Origin of the sequence: Kitasatospora sp. NPDC056076 (genome assembly GCF_042266305.1) — a bacterium.
Taxonomy (GTDB): Bacteria; Actinomycetota; Actinomycetes; order Streptomycetales; family Streptomycetaceae; genus Kitasatospora.
Genome location: NZ_JBHJWG010000023.1, coordinates 73,865 through 95,106 on the forward strand (window position 1 = coordinate 73,865; position 21,242 = coordinate 95,106).

General features: G+C 72.8%; 15 protein-coding genes. 7 read left to right on the forward strand and 8 right to left on the reverse strand.

The features are described 5' to 3' along the window. Positions 1–396: 396 nt before the first annotated feature. The gene (locus tag ACFC1T_RS20475) at positions 397–1,674 is read left to right on the forward strand and encodes a lysine N(6)-hydroxylase/L-ornithine N(5)-oxygenase family protein (RefSeq protein WP_375890502.1); all 1,278 of its coding nucleotides are present in this window, start codon (positions 397–399) and stop codon (positions 1,672–1,674) included. A gap of 124 nt (positions 1,675–1,798) precedes the next feature. Then, positions 1,799–2,452: an FMN-binding negative transcriptional regulator gene (locus ACFC1T_RS20480; protein ID WP_375890504.1), complete on the forward strand. Its 654-nt coding sequence runs from the start codon at positions 1,799–1,801 to the stop codon at positions 2,450–2,452. Positions 2,453–2,536: 84 nt separating this feature from the next. Here the strand turns inward: ACFC1T_RS20480 and ACFC1T_RS20485 are convergent, their stop codons facing one another. From ACFC1T_RS20485 to ACFC1T_RS20495, 3 genes are all read right to left on the reverse strand, one after another. Beyond that, on the reverse strand, positions 2,537–2,758 hold the full coding sequence (locus tag ACFC1T_RS20485) for an MbtH family protein (protein ID WP_375890505.1): 222 nt from the start codon (positions 2,756–2,758) through the stop codon (positions 2,537–2,539). Between the two features lie 64 nt (positions 2,759–2,822). Next, a complete protein-coding gene (glyA, locus tag ACFC1T_RS20490) occupies positions 2,823–4,211 on the reverse strand; it encodes a serine hydroxymethyltransferase (protein WP_375890507.1) in 1,389 nt (462 codons plus the stop codon). Positions 4,212–4,225: 14 nt separating this feature from the next. Further along, positions 4,226–6,664 (reverse strand): amino acid adenylation domain-containing protein, encoded by a 2,439-nt coding sequence (locus tag ACFC1T_RS20495; RefSeq protein WP_375890509.1) that lies wholly within the window; start codon positions 6,662–6,664, stop codon positions 4,226–4,228. Positions 6,665–6,988: 324 nt separating this feature from the next. Between ACFC1T_RS20495 and ACFC1T_RS20500 the strand changes: the two genes are divergently transcribed. Both ACFC1T_RS20500 and ACFC1T_RS20505 read left to right on the forward strand, forming a co-directional pair. Next, positions 6,989–8,368 (forward strand): condensation domain-containing protein, encoded by a 1,380-nt coding sequence (locus tag ACFC1T_RS20500; RefSeq protein ID WP_375890511.1) that lies wholly within the window; start codon positions 6,989–6,991, stop codon positions 8,366–8,368. Next, the gene (locus ACFC1T_RS20505) at positions 8,365–10,725 is read left to right on the forward strand and encodes a non-ribosomal peptide synthetase (RefSeq protein WP_375890513.1); all 2,361 of its coding nucleotides are present in this window, start codon (positions 8,365–8,367) and stop codon (positions 10,723–10,725) included. The genes ACFC1T_RS20500 and ACFC1T_RS20505 overlap by 4 nt, the downstream gene beginning before the upstream one ends. 45 nt (positions 10,726–10,770) lie before the next feature. On the opposite strand, the gene ACFC1T_RS20510 is transcribed toward ACFC1T_RS20505, so the two are convergent. Together ACFC1T_RS20510 and ACFC1T_RS20515 are read right to left on the reverse strand one after the other, a co-directional pair. Continuing rightward, on the reverse strand, positions 10,771–11,355 hold the full coding sequence (locus ACFC1T_RS20510) for an HD family hydrolase (RefSeq protein WP_375890515.1): 585 nt from the start codon (positions 11,353–11,355) through the stop codon (positions 10,771–10,773). After that, the gene (locus ACFC1T_RS20515; protein ID WP_375890517.1) at positions 11,355–12,434 is read right to left on the reverse strand and encodes a helix-turn-helix domain-containing protein; all 1,080 of its coding nucleotides are present in this window, start codon (positions 12,432–12,434) and stop codon (positions 11,355–11,357) included. Before ACFC1T_RS20515 ends, ACFC1T_RS20510 begins: the two co-directional genes overlap by 1 nt. A 222-nt stretch (positions 12,435–12,656) precedes the next feature. On the opposite strand from ACFC1T_RS20515, the gene tgmA reads away from it, so the two are divergent. The 3 genes from tgmA to tgmC are packed head-to-tail and all read left to right on the forward strand — an operon-like array spanning position 12,657 to position 15,057. After that, positions 12,657–12,968: a putative ATP-grasp-modified RiPP gene (gene tgmA, locus ACFC1T_RS20520; protein WP_375890518.1), complete on the forward strand. Its 312-nt coding sequence runs from the start codon at positions 12,657–12,659 to the stop codon at positions 12,966–12,968. After that, complete coding sequence (gene tgmB, locus ACFC1T_RS20525) at positions 12,965–13,912, forward strand: ATP-grasp ribosomal peptide maturase (protein ID WP_375890520.1); 948 nt, start codon at positions 12,965–12,967, stop codon at positions 13,910–13,912. The genes tgmA and tgmB overlap by 4 nt, the downstream gene beginning before the upstream one ends. Continuing rightward, positions 13,909–15,057 carry an ATP-grasp peptide maturase system methyltransferase gene (gene tgmC / locus ACFC1T_RS20530; protein WP_375890522.1) on the forward strand — a complete coding sequence of 383 codons (1,149 nt, stop codon included), beginning with the start codon at positions 13,909–13,911 and terminating at the stop codon, positions 15,055–15,057. The genes tgmB and tgmC overlap by 4 nt, the downstream gene beginning before the upstream one ends. 83 nt (positions 15,058–15,140) lie before the next feature. Here tgmC and ACFC1T_RS20535 read toward each other — a convergent pair whose 3' ends face one another. From ACFC1T_RS20535 to ACFC1T_RS20545, 3 genes are read right to left on the reverse strand one after another with little or no spacing between them, the layout of a single operon-like run. Then, complete coding sequence (locus ACFC1T_RS20535) at positions 15,141–16,682, reverse strand: AMP-binding protein (RefSeq protein WP_375890524.1); 1,542 nt, start codon at positions 16,680–16,682, stop codon at positions 15,141–15,143. A gap of 23 nt (positions 16,683–16,705) precedes the next feature. Beyond that, on the reverse strand, positions 16,706–17,932 hold the full coding sequence (locus ACFC1T_RS20540; RefSeq protein WP_375890526.1) for an NAD(P)/FAD-dependent oxidoreductase: 1,227 nt from the start codon (positions 17,930–17,932) through the stop codon (positions 16,706–16,708). Continuing rightward, a complete protein-coding gene (locus ACFC1T_RS20545; protein WP_375890527.1) occupies positions 17,929–21,240 on the reverse strand; it encodes an amino acid adenylation domain-containing protein in 3,312 nt (1,103 codons plus the stop codon). Before ACFC1T_RS20545 ends, ACFC1T_RS20540 begins: the two co-directional genes overlap by 4 nt. Between the last annotated feature and the right edge of the window lie 2 nt (positions 21,241–21,242).

Consider the following 21,242-nt stretch of genomic DNA (forward strand, 5'->3'; position numbering starts at 1 on the left):
CGCGCGAAACCCTTGCCCTGTCAGTTCTTGACGAGAAGTCAGTGAATGGAGTTCGGATAGTGGGTAACGAACTCTTTTGCCGAGTCGTGGACTTGGGGTCCGGCTATGCCCCCACCTCGAACGCTTCGGATGCTATTCAGCGTGACGATGCGCCGTCAAGAGCGGACCGGATCTCTCCGCCCCCGCAACGCCAACTCACCACGGGTGATCGGGATTTTCCCCTTTTGCTTGCACAGCACGTGGGGCAGCTCCTACTGTCATGGAGTGATCAGGAGTCGCGGCAGTGTGCTGCCCTGAGCACCGTCATCGGTCGACCGGACTCGACGTCGACCCAGACAGGCCATCCCCAAAAGGGAGAGAGCAGGGAAGTCCGTGGGTGAGCGGCAACGTTCCGGCGTGGTCGCCGGAACCGACATCGTCGACGTGGCCGGAATCGGCTTCGGCCCCTCGAACCTGGCCCTCGCGGCCGCCATTTCGGAGATCGCCGACGGGGCCCCGGTCACCGCGCGCTTCTTCGAGGCGCAGCAGCGCTTCGGCTGGCACCGGGGCATGCTGATCGAGGGCGCCACCATGCAGGTCTCGTACCTCAAGGACCTCGTGACCATGCGCAATCCGACCAGTCCGTACTCGTTCCTGTGCTACCTGCAGGCCAAGGGCCGGCTGGCGGACTTCATCAACACCAAGTCCTTCTACCCACTGCGGGTGGAGTTCCACGACTACCTGGAGTGGGTCGCGGAGGGCTTCGCGGACCTCGTCTCCTACGGCTCGCGGGTGGTGGCGGTCGAGCCGGTCGCCGGCGAACAGGGCGTCGAATTCCTCGACGTGGTCTTCGTCGCGGCCGACGGCACCCGCCAGGTGCAGCGCGCCCGCAACCTGGTGATCGCCGCCGGGATCGAGCCCAAGCTGCCCGCCGACCTGCCGCACTCCCCGCGGATCTGGCACACCTCCCGGTTCCTGCCGGAGGTGGAGCGGATCGCACCGCAGGACCCGCGCTCCTTCGTGGTCCTGGGCTCGGGCCAGAGCGCGGCGGAGGCGATCGAGCACCTGCACGCGCGCTTCCCGCGGGCGCAGGTGCACTCGGTGCACTCCCGGTACGGGTTCAGCGTCGCCGACGACAGCCCGTTCGCCAACCAGGTGTTCAACCCCGAGGCGGTGGACCGTTTCCACACCGCCCCGGACGACGTCCGGCAGCGCCTCATCGAATATCACGCCGGCACCAACTACTCGGTGGTGGACGCCGATCTGCTGCAGTCGCTGTTCCAGCAGGCGTACCTGGAAAAGGTGGCCGGAAATCCCCGGCTGAATTTCCACAACGTCTCCCGGGTACGCGAAGTGACGGAAACTCCGGACGGCCTGCGGATCGACGTGGAATCGCTGTCCTCCGGCACCAGCACCATCCTGGAGGCCGAGGCGCTGGTCTGCGCCACCGGCTACACCCGCACCGACCCGGCGGTCTTCCTGGACGGCCTGCTGCCGCACTGCGGGCTGGACGACCAGGGCCGGCTGCGGCTCGACCGGGAGCACCGGGTGGTGACCGACGAGAGCGTGCACTGCGGCATCTACGTCCAGGGCTTCGGCGAGCACAGCCACGGGCTCTCCGAGACCCTGCTGTCCCTCTCCGCCGTCCGCGCCGGGGAGATCGGCGACATGCTCGTCAAGGCACTGTCCGGCTGACCCTCGCACCGACCGGCTGACCCCCGCACCGACCGGCTGACCCCCGCACCGACCGGGTGGGCCGGGCGGCCGGCCGCCCGGGGCGGATCCGGCAGCGCCGAAACACTGAGACCGAGGAGTACGAGTGTTCACGCCGAAGCTCTACCAGGTGGACGGGGACGACTGGCCGCTGCGGGTCATCGAGCGGCACCCGCTCGCCGTGCTGACCGGCAACGGGAACCCGACGCCCAACGCCACCCACGTGCCGGTGATCGTGCCGCCCGACGCCGCCCCGGGCGACCCGCTGCAGGGCATGCGCCTGTGGACCCACATGACCCGGGTGAACCCGCACTGGCAGCAGCTCGTCGCCGACGGCGGCGGCCCGGCGAAGCTCGTCTTCCACGGGCCGAACGGCTACGTCACCCCGACCCTCTACTCCGCCCCGATGGTCGCGCCGACCTGGAACTACGTGGCCGTCCACCTGGAGGGCACGATCGAACTGGCCGCGGACGACGAGACCCTGACGATCGTCCACACCACCGCCCAGACGCTGGAGGACCGGTTCGGGGACGGCATGCCGCTCGCCCCCTCGCTGGAGTACCACCGGCAGATCGTCGGCGCGGTCGGCGGCATCCACTTCACCGTGACCAAGGTCGAGGTGATGTTCAAGCTGAGCCAGGAGAAGGACCCGGAGGTCCAGCAGCGGGTGCTCGACCGCTTCGCCGGCAGCGACTCCGGGCTGCACCGCGAGGTGGCCGACACCATGCGGGCGCTGCGGCTGGGCGCCGACGAGCGCTGACGCGCCGGGAACGGGAACGGGAACGCCGGAGGCCCGGGGTGGTTCACCACCCCGGGCCTCCGGCGTTCGCGGCCGGGCCGCAGGTCAGCCCTTGCTGCCCTGGCTGCCCTCCATGGCCCGCCGCAGGCTGCGCGGGCGCATGTCGGTCCACACCTCGGAGACGTGCTCCAGGCACGCCTGGCGGGTCCCCTCGAAGCCCTCCGCCCGCCAGCCGGCCGGGACCTCCCGGTCGGCCGGCCAGACGGAGTACTGCTCCTCGTCGTTGAGGACCACCAGGTACCGGCGGTCGTCGTCGGGCTCGCTCATGTTCGTCCTTCCGTTGGGGCCTGGGTGGGACCTGGGCCGGGCCTGGGCAGAGCCTGGGCCGGGCCTAGGCGGTGGCGTAGCCGGGCAGGGGGAACTTGGCCGCCAGTTCGGCGACCTGGGAGGCGACCGAGTAGCGGACGTCGTCGGGCAGTTCGTAGCTGCGCGGCCCGAGCGGCGTGACGGCGGACAGCACGGTGTCGATCAGCTCGGCGCAGCGCCCCGCCTCGGCCCCGGACATCCCGCGGTGCGCGGCGCTGTTGGAGCCCAGCCGCACGCCGCCGCCGACCAGCGGCGGGGTGGTGTCGCCGGGCACCCGGTTCTTGTTGACCACCATCCCGCACTCCTCCAGCGCCTCCTCGGCCACCAGGCCGCTGAGGCCGCGGGTCCGCAGGTCGACCAGGACGGTGTGGTTGTCCGTCCCGCCGGAGACGATCGGGTAGCCGCGCCGGCCGAGTTCGGCCGCCATGCCGCGGGAGAAGGAGACGATCCGCTCGGTGGTGACCGCGAAGGCCGGGGTCGCCACGATCGCGAGGGCGCGGGCCTTGGCCGCGATGCTGTTGAGCGCGGGGGCGCCCTGGTAGTACGGGAAGATCGCGCGGTTCAGGAAGGTGCCGAGGTCGCCGTTGCCCTTGGGCGCCGGGGCGTCGTGGTCCCGGCCGACCAGGATCAGGCCGCCGCGCGGGCCGAACAGCTGCTTGTGGGTGCAGGCGGTGGTGATGTGGGCGTGGTCGACCGGGCTCGGGTGCAGGCCGGTCGCGACCAGTCCGGCGACGTGCGAGATGTCGGCCATCAGGTAGGCGCCGACCTCGTCGGCGATGGCCCGGAAGCGGGCGAAGTCGACGATCCGGCTGTAGGCGGTGGCCCCGCAGATGATCACCCGGGGTCGGTGCTCCCGGGCCAGCTCGGCCACCTGGCCGTAGTCGATCAGCCCGTCCGCGTCCAGCCCGTACCCGACGGCGTCGAAGTACTGTCCGGCGTACGCGGCGGGGCTGCCGTGGGTGAGGTGGCCGCCCTCGGCCAGGTTCATCCCCAGCAGGGTGTCCCCGGGGTTCAACAGGGCGGACAGCACCGCGTAGTTGGCGGTGGTCGCCGAGTGCGCCTGGACGTTGGCGTAGCGGGCGCCGAAGACGCTCTTGGCGCGCTCGATCGCCAGGCTCTCGATGTCGTCGATGACGCCGCAGCCGGCGTGGTAGCGGCGGCCCGGGTAGCCCTCCGCGGTCACGTTGACCGCGGTCGAGGCCTGGGCGGCCAGCACCGAGGGGTCGACCACGCTGGAGGAGGCCACCAGCGACAGGGTGGCGTTCTGCCGGGCCTGCTCACGGGCCAGCACCCGGTGGAGCTCCGGGTCGTCGGCGGCGAGCTTCTCGGCACCGGCGACCAGCAGGTCGCGCACGGTGTCCTCGGTCTCGTCCGCGTCCTCCGGGGCGCGGCCGGGGGCGGGTGAAACTGACATGGGACCGTCCTTCGTCAGAGCGGCCGGGCGAGTTCGCGTGCCAACTCGGCCACGGTGGGAAAGTCGAACAGGGTCCAGACGTCGAGGTCCACCCCGAGGGCGGCCCGGATCCGGGTCGCCAGCTTGACGGCGGCCAGCGAGTGGCCGCCCAGCTCGAAGTAGTCCTCGTGCGGGCCGACCTCGGCGATGCCCAGCGACTGGGCGAACAGCGCGCGCAGGGTGCTCTCCAGGTCGGACCCGGTGTCCTCGGCGCCCTTCGCGTCCCCGGCGCCGTCGGCGGGGGCGGGAGCGGGGGTCGGAGCGGGAGCAGGGCCAGCGGCGGGGACGGGAACGGCGGCGGCAGCGGGGGCGGCCTGGGCCGGGCCGGCCAGCGCACGGCGGTCGAGCTTGCCGTTGGTCGAGGTGGGCAGCGCCGCCAGCTCGGTGAACTGCTTGGGCACCATGTAGGCGGGCAGCACCTCGGACAGCGCGGAGCGGCACTTCTCCGGGTCGAAGGCGCCCGGCCCGGTGGGCACCACGAAGGCGGCCAGCCGCCGGGCATCGTCCTCGCCGACCGGGAGCACCGCGGCCTGCCCGACACCCGGCTGGGCGCGCAACACGGTCTCGATCTCGCCGAGTTCGATCCGGAAGCCGCTGATCTTGACCTGGTCGTCCAGCCGCCCGAGGTATTCGATCTGCCCGTCGGTGCGGTACCGGGCGAGGTCGCCGGTGCGGTACAGCCGCCCGCCCGGGGCGAAGGGGTCGGCGACGAACCGCTCCCGGGTCAGTTCCGGCTGCCGGTGGTAGCCGAGGGCGACCTGGACGCCGCCGATGCACAGCTCGCCCGCGACGCCGACCGGCACCGGTTCGAGCCGCTCGTCCACGACGTACAGGCCGGTGTTGGCGATCGGGCGGCCGATCGGCACGTCCCGCCCGGCGAAGTCCGGCGCGGCCTGCCAGTGCGAGACCTCGATGGAGGCCTCGGTGGGCCCGTAGAGGTTGTGCAGTTCGCAGTCCAGCTGCCGGAAGAAGGCCCGGACGGTGGTCGGGGTGAGCGCCTCGCCGCTGGCGAAGACCAGCCGCAGGCCGGCGCAGTGCCCGGCCAGGTCGTCCTCCTCCAGGAAGGCGTCCAGCATGGAGGGCACGAAGTGGATCACGGTGACGCCCCGGTCCCGGACGGTCCGCTTGAGGTAGCGGGTGTCCCGGTGCCCGCCCGGGCGGGCGACCACCAGGCAGGCGCCGGATACCAGCGGCCAGAGGAACTCCCAGGCCGAGACGTCGAATCCGAACGGGGTCTTCTGCAGCACCCGGTCGTCCGGGCCGAGCGGGAAGCGCCGGCGCCGCCAGTGGACGGTGTTGAACACGCCCGCGTGGCGGTTCAGCACGCCCTTGGGGCGGCCGGTGGAGCCCGAGGTGTAGATCAGGTAGACGGGGGTGTCGCCGGTGATCTCCGGGCGTCCGGCCTCCGGCGCCTGCGCGCCCTCCCGGACGGCCTCCTGGACGGTCAGGACGGTGACACCGGGCCCGGCGAGCGCCTCGACGTCCTCGGGGCGGCCCAGCACGGTGGCGGCGCCGGAGTCCTCGACCATGTACCGCACCCGGTCGGCGGGGAGTTCGGGATCGAGCGGCACGTAGGCGAGCCCGGCCTTGAGCACCCCGAGGATCGCCACCACCAGCTCGACCGAGCGCTCCAGGTGGATCCCGACGAAGCCGGAGCCCGCGCCCGCGGTCAGCCGGCGGCTCACCAGGGCGGCGCGCCGGTCGAGTTCGGCGTAGCTGAGCACCTCGTCCTCGAACTCCACTGCGGGCGCGGCCGGGGTCGCCCGCGCCTGCTCCTCGAAGGCCGCCACCACGGTCGAGTCCGGGTACGGCGTCCGGGTGCCGTCGCCGTTCCACTCGGTGAGGATCCGCTCGCGCTCCTGCGGCGAGCCGAACCGGGCCCGGCGGACCGCTCCGTCGGGGTCGGCGACCAGCGCGGCCAGCAGCCGGGCCGTGTGCTCCAGCACCCGGGCGGCGGTGGCCTCGTCGAGCAGCGCCGGGTCGTACGCGGCCTCCAGCAGGGCGCCGGGGCCGGCCTGGCCCAGCCTGACGGTCAGCGGGGCCTCGGCCCCGTCCACCGGGCCGCTCACTCCGGCGACTTGACGCTCCACCTGCTGCCGGATCCCGCGCAGGTCGGCGTCCTCGTCGACCGAGATCCGCACCGACCCGGGCCCGTCCAGCGTCAACTCGACGTCCTGCTGGCCCGCGTAGTGGTGCAGCAGGACCGCGAGCACGGCCGCGAGCACCGCGTCCGCGCCGCCGCCGGGTTCCTCCGCCAGGCCCAGGAATCGCTCCAGGACCGGTTCCGGAACCGGATGCGTACGCGAACTGCCGCGTTCGGTCGGGTGATTGGCGAGCCACCGGTCGCACGGCAACCGCACCAGGCCCACGGCCGCCGTCGTGACGAGGCCGCCGGCCACGTGTGTGCCGGTCATTCGCGACTCCCGGAAGTGAGCATGCACCGGACAGGTTCGAGATCAAGGGATACCGCACCGGCCGAGGTATGACAACCAACTGCCTTTCCCGTTGGACTTTTCCGGGGACTTTCCGGCCCACCCCCGGGGAGGATCTTCCGCAGAGTGCGTACGGCTGACAGACTGGACCGATGATCGCCCGCCCGCCGGCGCACTCCCTCCCGGCGCGGCCGAGGCATTGCGGGCGGCTCCGCCCCACCCTCGCCCCCTTCCGACCTCGCCGCCTTCCGATCTCGCCACCTTCCGACCTCGCCCCCGACGTTCCGACACTTCGATGGGAGCACGATGCCCGGTTCCGTCGGCGCGGCCGACCCGGCCGAGCGGTACGAACTGTCCTCCGGCCAGGAGGCGCTGTGGATGTTCGAGCAACTGGTGCCCGGCACCGCCGCCTACCACGTCCCGCTGGCCTTCCGGCTGCGCGGCCCGCTGCGGCCCGAACTGCTGCGGGGGGCGCTGACCCTGGTGGTGCGCCGGCAGGAGGTGCTGCGCACCGCCTTCCGCGCGGACGACGGCGACCCGTACCAGCTGGTGCTGCCGCCCGGCGAGGCCGAGTTGCCGCTGTGCGAGGTCGCCGACGGGGCCGAGCTGGCGGACGCCCTGCACCGGGAGGCGCGTGAGCCCTTCGACCTGGCGGCGGGTCGGCCGTTCCGGCTCCGGCTGTTCCGGCTCGGCCCCGAGGAGCACGTGCTCAGCCTGGTGATGCATCACATCGCCACCGACGGCTGGTCCTTGCGGGTGCTCACCGACGAACTGTCCGCCGGGTACGCGGCACTGCTGGCCGGCAAGGACCCGGAGGCGGTGCTGCCCGAACTCCCGGTGCCGTACCGGCGGTACGCCCGGTGGCAGCGGGAGTGCTTCCAGGGGCCGGAGCTGGAGGAGCTGCTCGGCCACTGGGAGGCCGCCCTGCGCGACCTCCCGGCCGTCGACCTGGCGGCGGGGCGCAGCCGCCCCCGGCGGCCGTCCTTCGCCGCCGACCGGCTGGTGGTCCGGCTCGACCCGGAGCTGCACCGGGCGCTGACCGAACGGGCCCGGGCCGCCCGGCTCTCGCTGTTCCCGCTGCTCGGCGCGGCGTTCTCGCTCGCCCTGACCGAGCGCACCGGCCGCCCCGACACCGCCTTCGCCACCCTGTTCGCCGGCCGCGGCGAGCCGGAACTCGAACCACTGATCGGCTACTTCGTCAACATGGTGGTACTGCGGGCGGACCTCGCCGACGACCCCACGGTCGAGCAGCTCGCCGCCCGGCTGAACGCCGCGACCCTGGCCGCCATCGACCACGAGGTGCCGTTCGGCGCCGTGGTGCGCCGGCTCGCCCCGGCCCGCCGCCCGGGCCGCAACCCGCTCGCGCAGGTCACCCTCCAGCTGCGCACCGGCGGCAGCGCCCCCGGCCGCCCGGAGCTGCCCGGTGTCAGCTGCGAGGACGTCGACCTCTACCCCGGGCGGCACGCCTTCGACGCCACGGTGACCTTCATCGAGGACGGCCCGGACTTCCTGCTCAGCATCGAGTACTCCACCGAGGCCTTCGACCCGGCCTGGGCGGCCGGCCTGGCCGAACAGCTGCAGGCCCTGCTCCGGGCCGCGCTGGAGCGCCCGGGCGCCCGCGGCTCCGACCTGCTGGCCGCGGCCCCGTACACCCGTCACGAACCCCACCAGGGAGCCTCCTCATGACCGAGCACGCCGACCCCGTCCTCCCGGTGCTGTGGGGTGACCGGCCCGAGGCCGTCGAGTCCGGGCCGCTGACCGGCCTGCCGGCCGCCGCGCCCGCGGACCTCGCCGCCGGACTGGGCGCGCTGGTGCTGCGCTACGGCGGCCTGCGGCCGGTCACCGTGTGGGGCCGCGCCGAGGGGCAGCAGGAGTGGACGGCCTGGCGGATCGAGCCCGCCGAACTGGCCGGAACCGGATCATCCGCGCCCACCCTGGCGGCCTGCCGGGCTGCCCTGGCCCGGCACTGCGAGGGGTTCCCCGAGGGGCGCCCGCTGGAGCTGTCCGTCCACCCGGACTCCTCCCCCGCCGTGTTCGCCCTCACCCCGGCCCCTGACGGCGGCTGGACGCTGCGCGTGCGGGCCACCGCCCGGCCGGACGACGCGCACGCCCTGGACCGGGTCGCCGCGCACCTGGCCGCCTTCCTGACCGCCCCCGACGGGCAGCGGATCGACCTGGTCGACCACCTCACCCCCGCCGAGCGCGAGCTGGTCGCCGAGGTCAACCGGCCCGGGCCGCCGCTGGCCGAACCGGTCTGCCTGCACCAGCGGGTGGCCCGGCGGGTCGCCGAGGCCCCCGAGCGGATCGCCGTGGTGCAGGGCGGGCTCAGCCTGACCTACGGCGAACTGGACGCCAAGGCCGAGGCCCTGGCCGCCCGGATCGCCGCCCTCGGCGTGGGGGTCGGCGGGCGGGTCGGGGTGGCCGCGACCCGCAGCGCGGAGCTGGTGGTGGCGGCGTACGCGGCCTTGAAGACCGGAGCCGCCTTCGTCCCGCTGGACCCGATGCTGCCCGCCCACCGCCGCGAGGTGCTGCACCGCCTCGGCCGGGTCGACGTGGTGGTCGCCGACGCCCTGGGCGCCGCGAACGGCGCCGACAGCAGCACGGGGGTGCCGCTGATCGTCCTCGGGCCGGTCGAGGAACTGCCGGCCGCCCCGGCCGGTTCGCTGCCGTCGGTGCCGGTGACCGGCCGCGACCTCGCCTACGTGATCTTCACCTCCGGCTCCTCCGGCGAGCCCAAGGGCGCCCTGCTCGACCACGTCGGCCGGACCAGCATGATCCTGGACCTCAGCGCCCGCTACGAGCTGGGCCCCGGCGACCGGATCCTCGGCGTCTCCTCGCCGAGCTTCGACATGACGGTGTACGACGTGTTCGCCGCGCTGATGACCGGCGCCACGCTCGTCCTGCCGGAACGCGGCCGGGAGAACGACGTCGAACACTGGGCCGAGCTGGTCGAGCACGCCGGGATCACCGTCTGGCACTCCGTCCCGTCCTCGCTGGCCCAGTTCCTGCGCACCTGGGGCACCGGCCGCACCGGCGCACTGCGGGCCTTCCTGCTGGGCGGGGACTGGATCCCGCTGGCCCAGCCCGACACCGTCCGCGCGGCCTTCCCGCAGGCCCGGTTCATCAGCCTGGGCGGCGCCACCGAGGTCTCCGTGGACAGCACCTACTACGACGTGGCCGCCGTCGACCCGCGCTGGCGCTCCGTCCCGTACGGGCGGCCGATGACCAACCAGAGCGCCCACGTGCTGGACGCCTTCGGCGCACCGGCGGCCGTGGACCAGCTCGGCGAACTGTTCCTCGGCGGGCTCGGCGTCGGCTGGGGCTACCAGGACCGGCCCGCCTTCACCGCCGAGCGCTTCCTGCCCGACCCGTTCTCCACCGTCCCCGGCGCCCGGCTCTACCGCACCGGCGACCTGGCCCGGCTGCGCGCGGACGGCGAACTGGAGCTGATCGGCCGGGTCGACCACCAGGTGAAGATCGGCGGGGTACGGATCGAGCTCGGCGAGATCCAGTCCTGCCTGCGCGAGCACCCGGCGGTGGCGGACGCCGTCGTGGTGCCGGTGCGCGACTCGGCGGGCATCGCCCAGTCGCTGGCCGCCTACGTGTCCGTGACCGGCGAGGCCTCCGTCGAGCAGCTCCGCGCCCACCTGCGCGAGCGGCTGCCGGAAAGCATGGTCCCGGCCCGGGTCTTCGCCCTCGCCGAGCTCCCGGTCAACCAGAACGGCAAGATCGCCCGCCCGGAGCTCGAACGCCTCGCCGCCGAGGCCGCCGCCCCGGTCCCCGAATCCGACCCGGCCATCCGCACCGCCGTCGGCGAAACCTGGCACGAGGTACTGGGCCTGCCCGAACTCCCCGGCGCCACAGCCTCGTTCATCGACCTCGGCGGCAACTCCCTCGCCGCCATCCAGGTCGTCGGCCGGTTGAACCGCCGCTTCGGCACCGCACTGAAGGTCGCCGACCTGATCACGGCGGACACCGTAGCCGCAGTCGCCGCCATCGTCACCCAACGCCGCGGCACCAGCAAGCGCCCCTCCCTGCGCTGATGACGGAGGCCCGCCTCGCCGGGGCGGGCCTCCCTCCTGTCTGAATCAGCGCAGGTAGGTCTCCCGCCACTCCAGCGTCGTCATGGTCAACGCCGCCTCCGCCAAGGCCTGCGCGGACGCCGTCTTCAACTTGGCCAGGCTGGAGTCGATCCACGGCTGAACATGGGGGTACCCGGACTCCCGGTACTCCACGGCCTGCACCAGGCACTCCAGCTTGTCCGCGTCGTGGGCGCAGATCACCTCCAGGCTGTCACCCTGCTCGTACTCCTCCACGATCCGCTGCACACCTGCCCGCACCGCCGGATGCGCGGTCGCCACCTGGTCCGCGGTGACCGTCTCGTTGGGGGAGGCCGAGAGATACCGCCGACCGATGTGCGGAATGTCCCCGATCCGGGTCTCCTGGCTGTCGTGGAACGTCGCAAGCAGTGATGCCTTCGCCGGGTCGGCGCCCTCCATCATCGCCAGCACCGCCGCGATCACCGACGTGCGCCAGGAGTGCTCAGCGATCGACTCCGGATCCCGCACCCCCGCGTGCCACCAGCCAGTACGGCGCACCCGCTTGAGCACCCCCATCTCCGCCACAAAGGTCGCCGTACCGGCCGCGGCCTCGGCGGTGATGTCCTCTGCCATCAGGTACTCCTTCGTACGGATTGCTCGTGCACAGCGGCGAACTCCCGCCGAGATCTTGAGGATAGGACCGGGCCGGCGCCATCGAGCAGCCTTTCCGACTGCGAGGCCAGCAAACCGGCGGTGTCCGGAGCCGCCAGCGGCAGCCACGGATGGAGGCGCAACAGCGCCCACAGGGTGTGCGCATACAGCTCGGCGTAGGTCGGGGCCTCGTCAACGCCGCGCACCAGCAGCCGGAACAGGCGCACCGGGTCCAGACCGGACAGGTTGCGATCGGCCATGAACCGGTCGTCCGCCTGCTGTCCGCTGCCCGCGCCGAGCCAGTGCGCCCAGTAGTTGAGGTTCGCGACCTCGCCCTCGTCGTCGTCGACGAGCGCTCGTTCGATGAAGTCGATCAGTGGTTGCTGGTCGCCCTGCCTCGCCAGCGCGGTCGCCATGGACCGGGCCTCCGCCCACCGTTCCGACCAACCCCGTAGTCCCAGCACTCCCCGACCCCGGTAGAGGGTGTGCGCGGTCCAGGCCCGGGCCTCCGGCGTCCGGTCGTAGCTGGTGAGGTAGAGGGCCTGGCGCCGTAGCAGGGGCGCTGCCGTCCCGGCCCGATGTGACTCCTCGGCAACCTGACGCAGGTGAGCGAAAAGCTGCTGCCGATCCACGGCCGTCAGCATCGGGGACTTCGGCGCCGCGCCGCGCCGAGAAGCAAGCGGCCGAGCAGAAACCACCGGAGGTGGTGTTCCCTGTATCGCCCAGCCGATCATGTGTGCCACGGCCCGATCGTGCACCCATCCGGCGAGCGGGTGAAGCAGAGCGTCACGCGGGGGATCGAGCGCAGCGGCGATGATCCGGTCCGCGTCCATCGCCGGGTCCAGCAGCGCCACCAGCACGGTATCCGCACCGAGTACGGGCAGTTTGCGCCGCAGTTCCAGAAGGGCCCCCGCCTTCATGTTCGCCAGCGGCCGACGGCCCGACTCCCAGCCCTGAACTGTCGCCAGATCCACGCCCAGAATCTCAGCCATCCCACTCTGTGTGTGCCCGGCGGACTCCCGGCAGAGGCGCAGCACGAACCCGGCGAGGGTTCCGGTCACAGCGTGCACTCCTTCCGGACGGCACCCAATACGTACTGCCAGTCAGTCCTACCTCCGTCTGGTCCGCCCTACAGTCGAAATGACACAACGTCACCGCTTCGATACCCACCGGGACTGTGACCATGACGACGGAGCCCGCCGAGGTGATCGTTCCGGAGCCGGTCGGGAGGCCCGGCGCCACCAGCACGGCCATCAGCATCATCTACGAGGAGGTACAGCCTGATGTTCGCTCACTCCGACCGGCTTCCCACCGGACGTCCGCTGCCTGTCGGCGTCGCCACCCCCGTGCCGTGGGGCGTGCGCAGGATGGCACCGTACCCGGCGTTCTCGCCCGGGTACGCCCGGGTCGAGATCGACCCGGCCACCCAGGCCGGCCGCTACTTCGACGCCACCGGGGCCGTGATGGACATGCCCGGCCACGGCACCAGCACCGGCACCAACCCGCCCACCAACACCGGCAACCCGTCCGACGGTTCCAGCGGCGGCGGAGCCGGTGGTGGCGACCAGGACACGGGGAACGACGGAGACCAGTGACCGCCGTCGGCCCGGTGTTGGTCGTCACCGTCAAGGACGACCCCACGGCCGACTTGGTGATCGTCGAGCTGCACGACCGGGGTGTCCCGGTCGTGCGGCTCGACTCCGGGGACTTCCCCCATGCCTTGTCGGTCGCGGCCACGATCACCTCCGCCGGCGTCGAGGGCTCGATCACGACGCCCTCCCGGACCGCCGACCTGTCGGCGGTCCGGTCGCTGTACTACAGGCGTCCGTCCGGATTCACGTTCCCGCTGGACGGGCAGGACGCCCGCTTCGCCGTCGCCCAGGCCCGATACGGCCTTGGCGGTGTCCTGGCGTCCCTGCCCGGCTGTCTGTACGTCAACCACCCCCACCGGATCGGCGACGCCGAGTTCAAGCCCTCCGGGCTCGCCGCAGCAGCCGCCGCAGACTTCCGGGTCCCACCGACGCTGGTCACCTCGGAGCCCGATGCCGCGAGGGAGTTCATCAGGCGCCACGGTGCGGTGATCCACAAGCCGTTGTCCGCGCCGCTCTACCGCGTCGGTGGTGTCTCGTGCACCGTCGAGGTGGCGGAGGTCGCCGCGGACGAGATCGACGGCTCGGTGGCCGGCACCGCCCATCTGTTCCAGCAGCGCATCGACAAGCAGGCGGACGTCCGCGTCACCGTCATCGGCGACCAGGTCTTTCCCGTGCGGATCGACTGTGACCTGCTGGACTGGCGGACCGACTACAGCAGGCTCACCTACTCCGTCGTCGCGCTGCCTTCCGGTATCGGCGAGGCCCTGCACGCCTACCTCGCTCGCTTCGGGCTGGTCTTCGGTGCTTTCGACTTCGCGGTGGACCGGCAGGGTCGATGGTGGTTCCTGGAGTGCAATCCGTCCGGCCAGTGGTACTGGCTGGAGCCCGAGACCGGCCTGCCGATGCTCGCGGCGATGGCCGACCTGTTGGAGAGGAGGACCGGATGACCCGGACCGCCGGCGACAGCGCCCCCTTGCGCCGGGCGCTCGCCGACAGCCTGGCCGAGCTCGGGGCCCTGAGGACCGGGCCGTGGCGCGAGGCCGTGGAGGCCGTGCCCCGTGAGGCGTTCCTGCGCGGCGGATGGTTCGACGCCGTCCCCGGCTCCGCGCCGACCGCCTGGCGTCCCGTCATGCCGGACGCACCGGGCTGGCTCGAACAGTGCTACCGGGACGAGTCCCTGGTCACCCAGGTCGCCGGGACGATCGTGCCCGGCGACCTGCGGGGCGAGATCATGCGGACCCCGACGTCCTCCAGCACCATGCCGAACCTGGTGGTGCGCATGTGGGAGGAGCTCCGGGTCGAGGACGGCCACCGGGTTCTCGAAGCGGGCACCGGCACCGGCTACTCGACCGCGCTGGGCTGCCACCGGCTGGGCGAGGAGAAGATCGTCTCCGTCGAGGTCGATCCGGAGGTGTCCGCACGGGCCGGCGTGTCGTTGGGAGCTTGCGGGTTCTTCCCCGAGCTCGTCGTCGGCGACGCCCTGGCCGGCGTCGCCGGAGGCCATCGGTTCGACCGGGTCATCTCCACCTGCGGTGTCCTCACGATCCCGCCCGCCTGGATCGAGCAGACCCGACCGGGCGGGATCATCCTGGCCACCGTGTGCGGCTGGATGTACTCCTCGGAGCTCGCCCGGCTCACCGTGAGCGAGGACGGCACCGCACACGGCGGCTTCCTCGGGGGGCAGATCTCGTTCATGCTCGCCCGCCCCCAACTGCCGCCGCGACTCGGCATGCTGCCCGACCTGGACGCCGGGGACGAGCGCGCCGCCGTCCACGGGCCCGACGTCCTGGGCGACTGGACGGCCCGCTTCGTCTCCCAGATCGCGGCTCCCCGAGCTCAGAGGGTCATGCTCGGCGTCGGCGGCGGCCAGGAGCGGCCCGTCATCATCGATGTCGAGGCCGGTGCATGGGCCGCTCTCACCCGGGAGGGGAACCGGTGGACCGTCCGCCAGGGAGGGCCGGCCCGGCTCTGGGACGACATCGAGGAGCACCTGACACGGTGGCTGACCGACGGGTCCCCGGGGCTGGAGGCCTTCGGGATCCTCGTCACGCCGGAGGGCCAGGCCATCACGTGGCCGAGGTGCGCGGGCTGAGACCCCGCCGCTGAGGGAACTCGTGTCACGGCACCGGGGAGGGGCCGTCCAGGGCAGGACGGCCCCTCCTTTCGGTCGGACGTTCAGTGCCGCTCGGCGAGCGTGCGGGCCACCGCGTCGCGGTCGACCTTGCCGCTGTGGGTGCGGGGCAGGGTGGCGACGGTGGTGAAGGTGCGGGGGATGTACGGGTCCGGGAGGTGGCGGCGGAGTTCGTCCGCCGCCAGGGCCGGGTCCAGCGGGGCGGCGCCCGCGTCGACAGTCACCGCGCAGTGGAGGGAGCGGGAGCCCTGGCCGTCGTCCAGGGCGACGCAGACTGCGGCGGAGACGGTCGGCAGGTCCAGCAGGCGTACCTCGATCTCCAGCAGGTTGACCCGGTAGCCGCGGATCTTGACGTCCTTGTCCCGGCGGGCCAGGAAGGTCACGGCGCCGTCCTCCAGCCGGACCAGGTCGCCGGTGCGGAAGGCCGCGGTGTGCCCCTGCGGGGTCGGGTCGACGGTGACGAAGCGCTTGGCGTTCAGCTCCGGCTGGTTGAGGTAGCCGGGCGACAAGGGCGCGCCGGCCACCAGCAGTTCGCCGACGTTCGGCTCGGCCGCGTCCAGCGGGTCGATCAGCAGCTCGCAGCCCGGCAGCGGCACGCCGATCGGCGGCAGCGCGGGCCAGGAGGCGCTGGGGCCGGTCAGGGTGTGGGCCGTCACCATCGCGGACTCGCTCTGCCCGTAGTGGTTGTTCAGCCGGCACCCCGGCAGCCGGGCGAACAGCTCGCGGATGTCCGGGGTGCAGACCAGCTGCTCGCCGGCCGCGTTGACCTCGGCGAGCGCCAGGTGCTCCAGCGACTCCTCCTCGGCCGCCGCCACGGCGAGCATCTGCAGGGCGACGTACGGCAGGAAGAGCCGCTCGATCCGGTTCTCCCCCAGCCACTCCAGCAGCTCGAAGGGGTCCTGCCGCAGCTCCTCCGGCACCACCACGAGCGTGCCGCCGCCGCACAGGGTGCCGAGCACCTCCTGGAAGGAGACGTCGAAGTTGAGCGGGGCGAACTGGCCGGTGCGCAGGTCCCGGCGGACGGAGTGGCTGCGCTGCCAGTCGGCCATCACGTCCAGGCAGCTGTGCGGCACGGACACGCCCTTGGGCAGGCCGGTGGAGCCGGAGGTGTAGATGATGTACGTCCACAGCTCGGGGCGGCAGTCCACCTTCGCGGCCGTGCCGGCGGTCGGCAGGCCGGCGATCGGCAGGGCGGGCACCGGCACCTCGAACTCCGGCGGCGCGTCCGCGTACAGCACCAGGCCGGCGCCGCTGTCCTTGAGCATGTGGGCCAGCCGCGCCGCCGGGTACTCGCTGTCCAGCGGGAGGTAGGTGGCGCCCGCCCACATGGTGCCCAGCAGCGCGGCCACCACGGCGGCGCTGCGCCGGCCGGTGACGGCGACCCGGTCCTCCGGGCCGATCCCGGCGGCGGCCAGGCCGTCGGCGATGCCCTTGACCCGGGCCAGCAGCTCGCCGTAGGTGAGGCTGAGCTCGCCGTCGACCACGGCGGTCGCGCCGGGCGTGGCGAGGGCCTGCTCCTCGAACGCGGCCAGCAGGCAGGGCGGGTGGGACTCGCCGCCCCAGAGCGAGAGTGGAGCGGGACTCATGCGGTTCCTCCTGATAAAGGGGGTCAGAACTGGTCTTCGTCGTCGAGGTCGTCGAGGTCGTCGAGGTCGTCGAACAGCGCGTCGTCGTCGAAGAGTTCGTCGATGCCGAGCATGCCCGCGACGACGGTGAAGTAGCGCCCGGTCAGCTCGGGCGAGGCCGCGATGGTGCGCAGCATCTCCAGCCGGGACGGCGTCACGGTGAGCCTGGCCAGCTCCAGGGTGCTCTGGTACGGCTCGGTCAGCTCCTCGTCCCGGCGGCGGGTGAACCGGGCGAGCGCGGCGTCCAGCCGGACCGGGTCGGCCGTCCCCACCGCCAGCTCCTCGGCCAGGAAGGCGGCCTGGAGCAGGGCGTTGGTGATGCCGCGGGCGCTGATGGTGTCCAGGTGGTGCCCGGCGTCGCCGACCAGCACCCAGCCGGGGCCGTGCCCGCGGCGGAAGTAGTTCTGCTGGTCGCCGGTGCCGATGATCGCCTCGACCTGGTCGGCCTCGGCGACCTGCTGGTACAGCTCGGGCGCGGTGGAGCGGACGGCCGCCAGGTGGTGGCGGAACGGGTCCTGCTTGACCTCGGCGAAGCGGTCCTGCGGGAAGTAGGTGGAGATCAGGGTGATGTCGTCGTGGGTGGGGATCCGGACGATCCAGTTGCCGGGGCTCTCGTGGAAGCCGAAGCCGGTGGTGATGCCCGTCCAGGCGGTGTAGTAGACGCAGCTGGCCCGCGGGTCGCTCACCTCCAGTGGCGCGTCCACGAGTTGGGCCACCCGGGAGCGCATCCCGTCGGCCCCGACCACCAGCCGGGCGTACTCGGTGCGCACACCGGTGGCGGTACGGAAGCGGACGCCGGTGACCCGGCCGTCGGAGTGCACCAGCTCCTGGAGGTTGGCCCGGTCGACGAACTCGACGCCCGCCTTGACGGCCGCGTCGACCAGCAGCTGGTCCAGCACCTGGCGGCGCGGGGCGAAGGCGGCCGGGGCGCCCGGCATCACCGGCGCCGGGGCGGCCAGCCGGACGCCGCCGACCTCGTAGCTGATGGTGTCCAGCACCGGGCAGCCGGAGTCCAGCAGTGCCGGGAGGACGCCCCATTCGGAGAGCTTGGCCACGCCCGGCTGGTGGATGAACAGGGTGGACATGGTGTCCGAGGGGAAGGCGGCCCGGTCGATCAGCAGCACCTTGCGGCCGGCCCGGGCCAGCAGCAGGGCGGTGGCGGCGCCCGCGACCCGGGCGCCCACCACCACGGCGTCCCAGCCGCCGCTCACCGCTCGGCCCCGGCGGACTGCGCCTGCGCCTCCGTGGGCGGCTGCGCCTGGGCGGCGGCCAGCTTCTCCGCGACCAGCTCCTCCAGCGTCCGCGCCGTGGCCCGGACCGTCGGCTCCGAGTAGAGCGTGACCAGCGGGAACTCCACGCCGAGCCGTTGGCGCACCCGCGCGGTGAACCGGGTGGCGATCAGCGAGTGCCCGCCGAGCATGAAGAAGCCGTCCTCGGCGCCGATCCGCTCCACCCCGAGCAGTTCCCGCCACACCCCGGCGACGAACTGCTCGGAGGGCGTGCGCGGCGCCTCGCCGCCGGAGGCCTGCGAACCGGCCGGCGGCTCGGGCACCGTGAGCGCCTTGCGGTCCACCTTGCCGTTGGCGTTCAGCGGGAAGGCCCGCTCGACCACCAACTGAGCGGGGATCATGTACTGCGGCAGCCACTCCTTGGCGTGTTCGCGGACCGCGTCGAGGGTCGGCGGGTCGGCCGGGTCGACGGCGGTGACGAAGGCCACCAGCCGCTGCGCCGGGCCCTGCGCCGCGATCACCACCACGGCCTCCTTCACCTGCGGGTGGCCGAGCAGCGCCGTCTCGATCTCGCCGAGTTCGACCCGCATGCCGCGGATCTTGACCTGGTGGTCGCTGCGCCCGACGAAGCGGAAGCCGCCGTCGGGGTGCAGCAGGCCCTGGTCGCCGGTGCGGTAGAGCCGCTCTCCGGGGCGGAACGGGTCGGGCAGGAAGGCGCCGGCGGTGCGGGCCGGGTCGTTGAGGTAGCCGCGGGCCAGGCCGAGGCCGCCGATGTAGAGGTCGCCGACCACGCCGACCGGTACCGGCCGCAGTTCGTCGTCCAGCACGTGCACGGTGTTGTTGTCGAACGGGCGGCCCAGGTTGACCGCTCCGGTGGCGCTGCCGTCGGCCGGGCCGCAGGTGTGGCAGGTCGAGTCGATGGACACCTCGGTGGCGCCCCAGGTGTTGTGCAGCGCGCCCGGCATCAGCCGGTGGAAGCGCTCGACCGTCGACGGGGTGAGCGCCTCCCCGCTGGAGGTGGTGTTGCGCAGCAGCGGCGGCACCCGCTCGGGCACCTGCTCCACCAGGTCGAGCACCGCGTTCAGCATGCTCGGGACGACCTGGAGGTACACCGACTCGTACCGGGTGGCGGCCTCCAGCACCGCCACCGGGTCCCGGTGGCGGCCCGGTTCGAGCACGGCCACCCGGCCGCCGACCGAGAGCGGCCAGAAGATCTCCAGGGCGGCGTCGTCGAAGGTCAGCGTGGTCTTGTGGAGCACCGTCTCGCCCGGGGCCAGCCGGTGCTTGCGCTGCATCCAGACCATCCGGTTGACCCAGCCGCGGTGCCGGCTGGCCACGCCCTTGGGCATGCCGGTGGAGCCGGAGGTGTAGTAGACGGAGACCAGGTTCTCGGGGTGCGGACGGGGGCCTCCGGCCGGGGCGCCGGGCACCGCCGCGGGGTCGAGGTCCGCCGGGTCGAGGTCCGCGAGGTCGAGGTCCACCGGGTCGACGGTCACCGCGCCGACCGAGGCCGCGTCGACCTCCTCCGCCAGGGCCCGCGCCGCCAGCAGCACCGGAGCGCCCGCGTCGGCCAGGATCTGCCGGATCCGGGCCGGCGGGCTGGCCGGGTCCAGCGGCAGGTAGGCGCCGCCGGCCTTGAGGATGCCGAGCAGCCCCACCACCATCTCCGCCGAGCGCTCCAGGCAGATGCCGACCGCGTGCTCGGGGCCGACGCCGCGCGCCCGCAGCTCCCGGGCGAGCGCCTCGGCCCGCTCGTCCAGCTCGCGGTAGCTGAGCCGGGCCGTTTCGGAGACCACCGCGACGTCGTCCGGGGTGCGCGCCGCCTGCGCCTCGAACAGCTCGTGCAGGCAGACGTCGGCCGGGAACTCGGCGGTGGTTCCGTTCACCTCCCGGTCGAGCCGGATTTCCGCCGCGGAACGCAGTTCGATACGGGCCAGCGGTGCCTGCGGATCGGCCAACGCCCCCTCCAGCAGGGCGCGGTAATTCGCACCGAGCCGGGCGACGGTCGCTTCGTCGAACAGGTCGCTGTCATAGGCGATGACACCGGCCACGGAACCGTCCGCGGCTCGTGCGAGGTCGAACTCCAGGTCGGTCTGGACGAATCCGGTCGGGACGTTCCAGCGGCTCGTCCGCAGGCCCTCCAGCGGGAGGGGGGCCGGGGACTCCTGGTGGTATCCGAATACCGCCTGAACCAGCGGCGAGTGGCTGACCGCACCCTGACTGTCCGTCACCTTGACGATTTCGTCGAAAGGCACCGACTGGTTGCGGAATCCCCCGATGAAGGTGGCACGGCAGCGCTGGAGATACTCCGAGAAGCTCTCCCCGCGCCGGCTCCGGCTGCGCAACGGAAGGATGTTGACGAAGAATCCGATCGTCTCGTCGAGGTCGGAGTCGTCCCGGTTGGTGACGGGCGCGCCCACCACCACGTCGCGCTCCCCGCTGTAGGCGTGCATCAGCAGGGTGAAGGCGGCCAGCAGCACCACGTAGTCGGTGGTGCGGTGCCGGGCCGCGGTCTGCCGCACCCGCTCGGCGAGGCCGGCGTCCAGCGCGAAGTCCAGCAGTTCGCCGCGGAACCGCTGGCGGGCCGGCCGGGGCCGGTCCAGCGGGAGTCGCAGCAGGTCGGGGGCGCCGGCCAGGTGCTCGGCCCAGTAGGAGAGTTGGCGCTCCGCCAGGCCGTCGGCGAGCCGCCGGGCCAGCGCGGCGCCGTACTCGGCGTAGTCGTGCCCGGCCTCCCCCGCGACCGGCGGGCGCCCGGCCAGCACCTCCGCGTAGCCGCGGCCGATCTCGGCGGCGATCACCGCGTTCGACCAGCCGTCGGTGACGATGTGATGCAGGTTCAGGAGCAGCGTCCACTCCGCGTCCGCCGACCGGAACAGCCGGAAGTCGAAGACTCCGGGGCGCTCCAGGTCGAACGGCTCCGCGGCGGCCTCCCGCACCCGGGCCCGGAGGGAATCGGGATCCCCCCTCAGGTCGTGCACGGGAAGGCTGAACTCCAGGTGGTCCACGACCACTTGCACGGGCTGGTCGTCGACCACGGAAAATCCGGTCCGCAGCGCGGCGTGCCGGGATATCAGTGCACGGATTGACTGTTCCAGTGCGGGGACATCGAGTCCCCCCCTGATCTCGTGCGCCACCGGGCCGTTGTAGAGCGGGAGCCGCGGATGCAGGCTGTGCAGGAGCCACAGCCTGCGCTGTTGCGGCGAGATCGGAACGACACGCTCGGGCATGGGTTGATCCCCCGCTCTCATCACTGCAAGATGCCGCGAGACTACCCTACTCGATGCGATCATGA

What these genes read in the sequence shown, in the direction of transcription:
- ACFC1T_RS20485 (WP_375890505.1), bottom strand. Translation starts at nt 2,758, where the DNA reads ATGAGCGAGCCCGACGACGACCGCCGGTACCTGGTGGTCCTCAACGAC.
- glyA (WP_375890507.1), bottom strand. Translation starts at nt 4,211, where the DNA reads ATGTCAGTTTCACCCGCCCCCGGCCGCGCCCCGGAGGACGCGGACGAG.
- ACFC1T_RS20495 (WP_375890509.1), bottom strand. Translation starts at nt 6,664, where the DNA reads ATGACCGGCACACACGTGGCCGGCGGCCTCGTCACGACGGCGGCCGTG.
- ACFC1T_RS20500 (WP_375890511.1), top strand. Translation starts at nt 6,989, where the DNA reads ATGCCCGGTTCCGTCGGCGCGGCCGACCCGGCCGAGCGGTACGAACTG.
- ACFC1T_RS20505 (WP_375890513.1), top strand. Translation starts at nt 8,365, where the DNA reads ATGACCGAGCACGCCGACCCCGTCCTCCCGGTGCTGTGGGGTGACCGG.
- ACFC1T_RS20510 (WP_375890515.1), bottom strand. Translation starts at nt 11,355, where the DNA reads ATGGCAGAGGACATCACCGCCGAGGCCGCGGCCGGTACGGCGACCTTT.
- tgmA (WP_375890518.1), top strand. Translation starts at nt 12,657, where the DNA reads ATGTTCGCTCACTCCGACCGGCTTCCCACCGGACGTCCGCTGCCTGTC.
- tgmC (WP_375890522.1), top strand. Translation starts at nt 13,909, where the DNA reads ATGACCCGGACCGCCGGCGACAGCGCCCCCTTGCGCCGGGCGCTCGCC.
- ACFC1T_RS20535 (WP_375890524.1), bottom strand. Translation starts at nt 16,682, where the DNA reads ATGAGTCCCGCTCCACTCTCGCTCTGGGGCGGCGAGTCCCACCCGCCC.
- ACFC1T_RS20545 (WP_375890527.1), bottom strand. Translation starts at nt 21,240, where the DNA reads ATGATCGCATCGAGTAGGGTAGTCTCGCGGCATCTTGCAGTGATGAGA.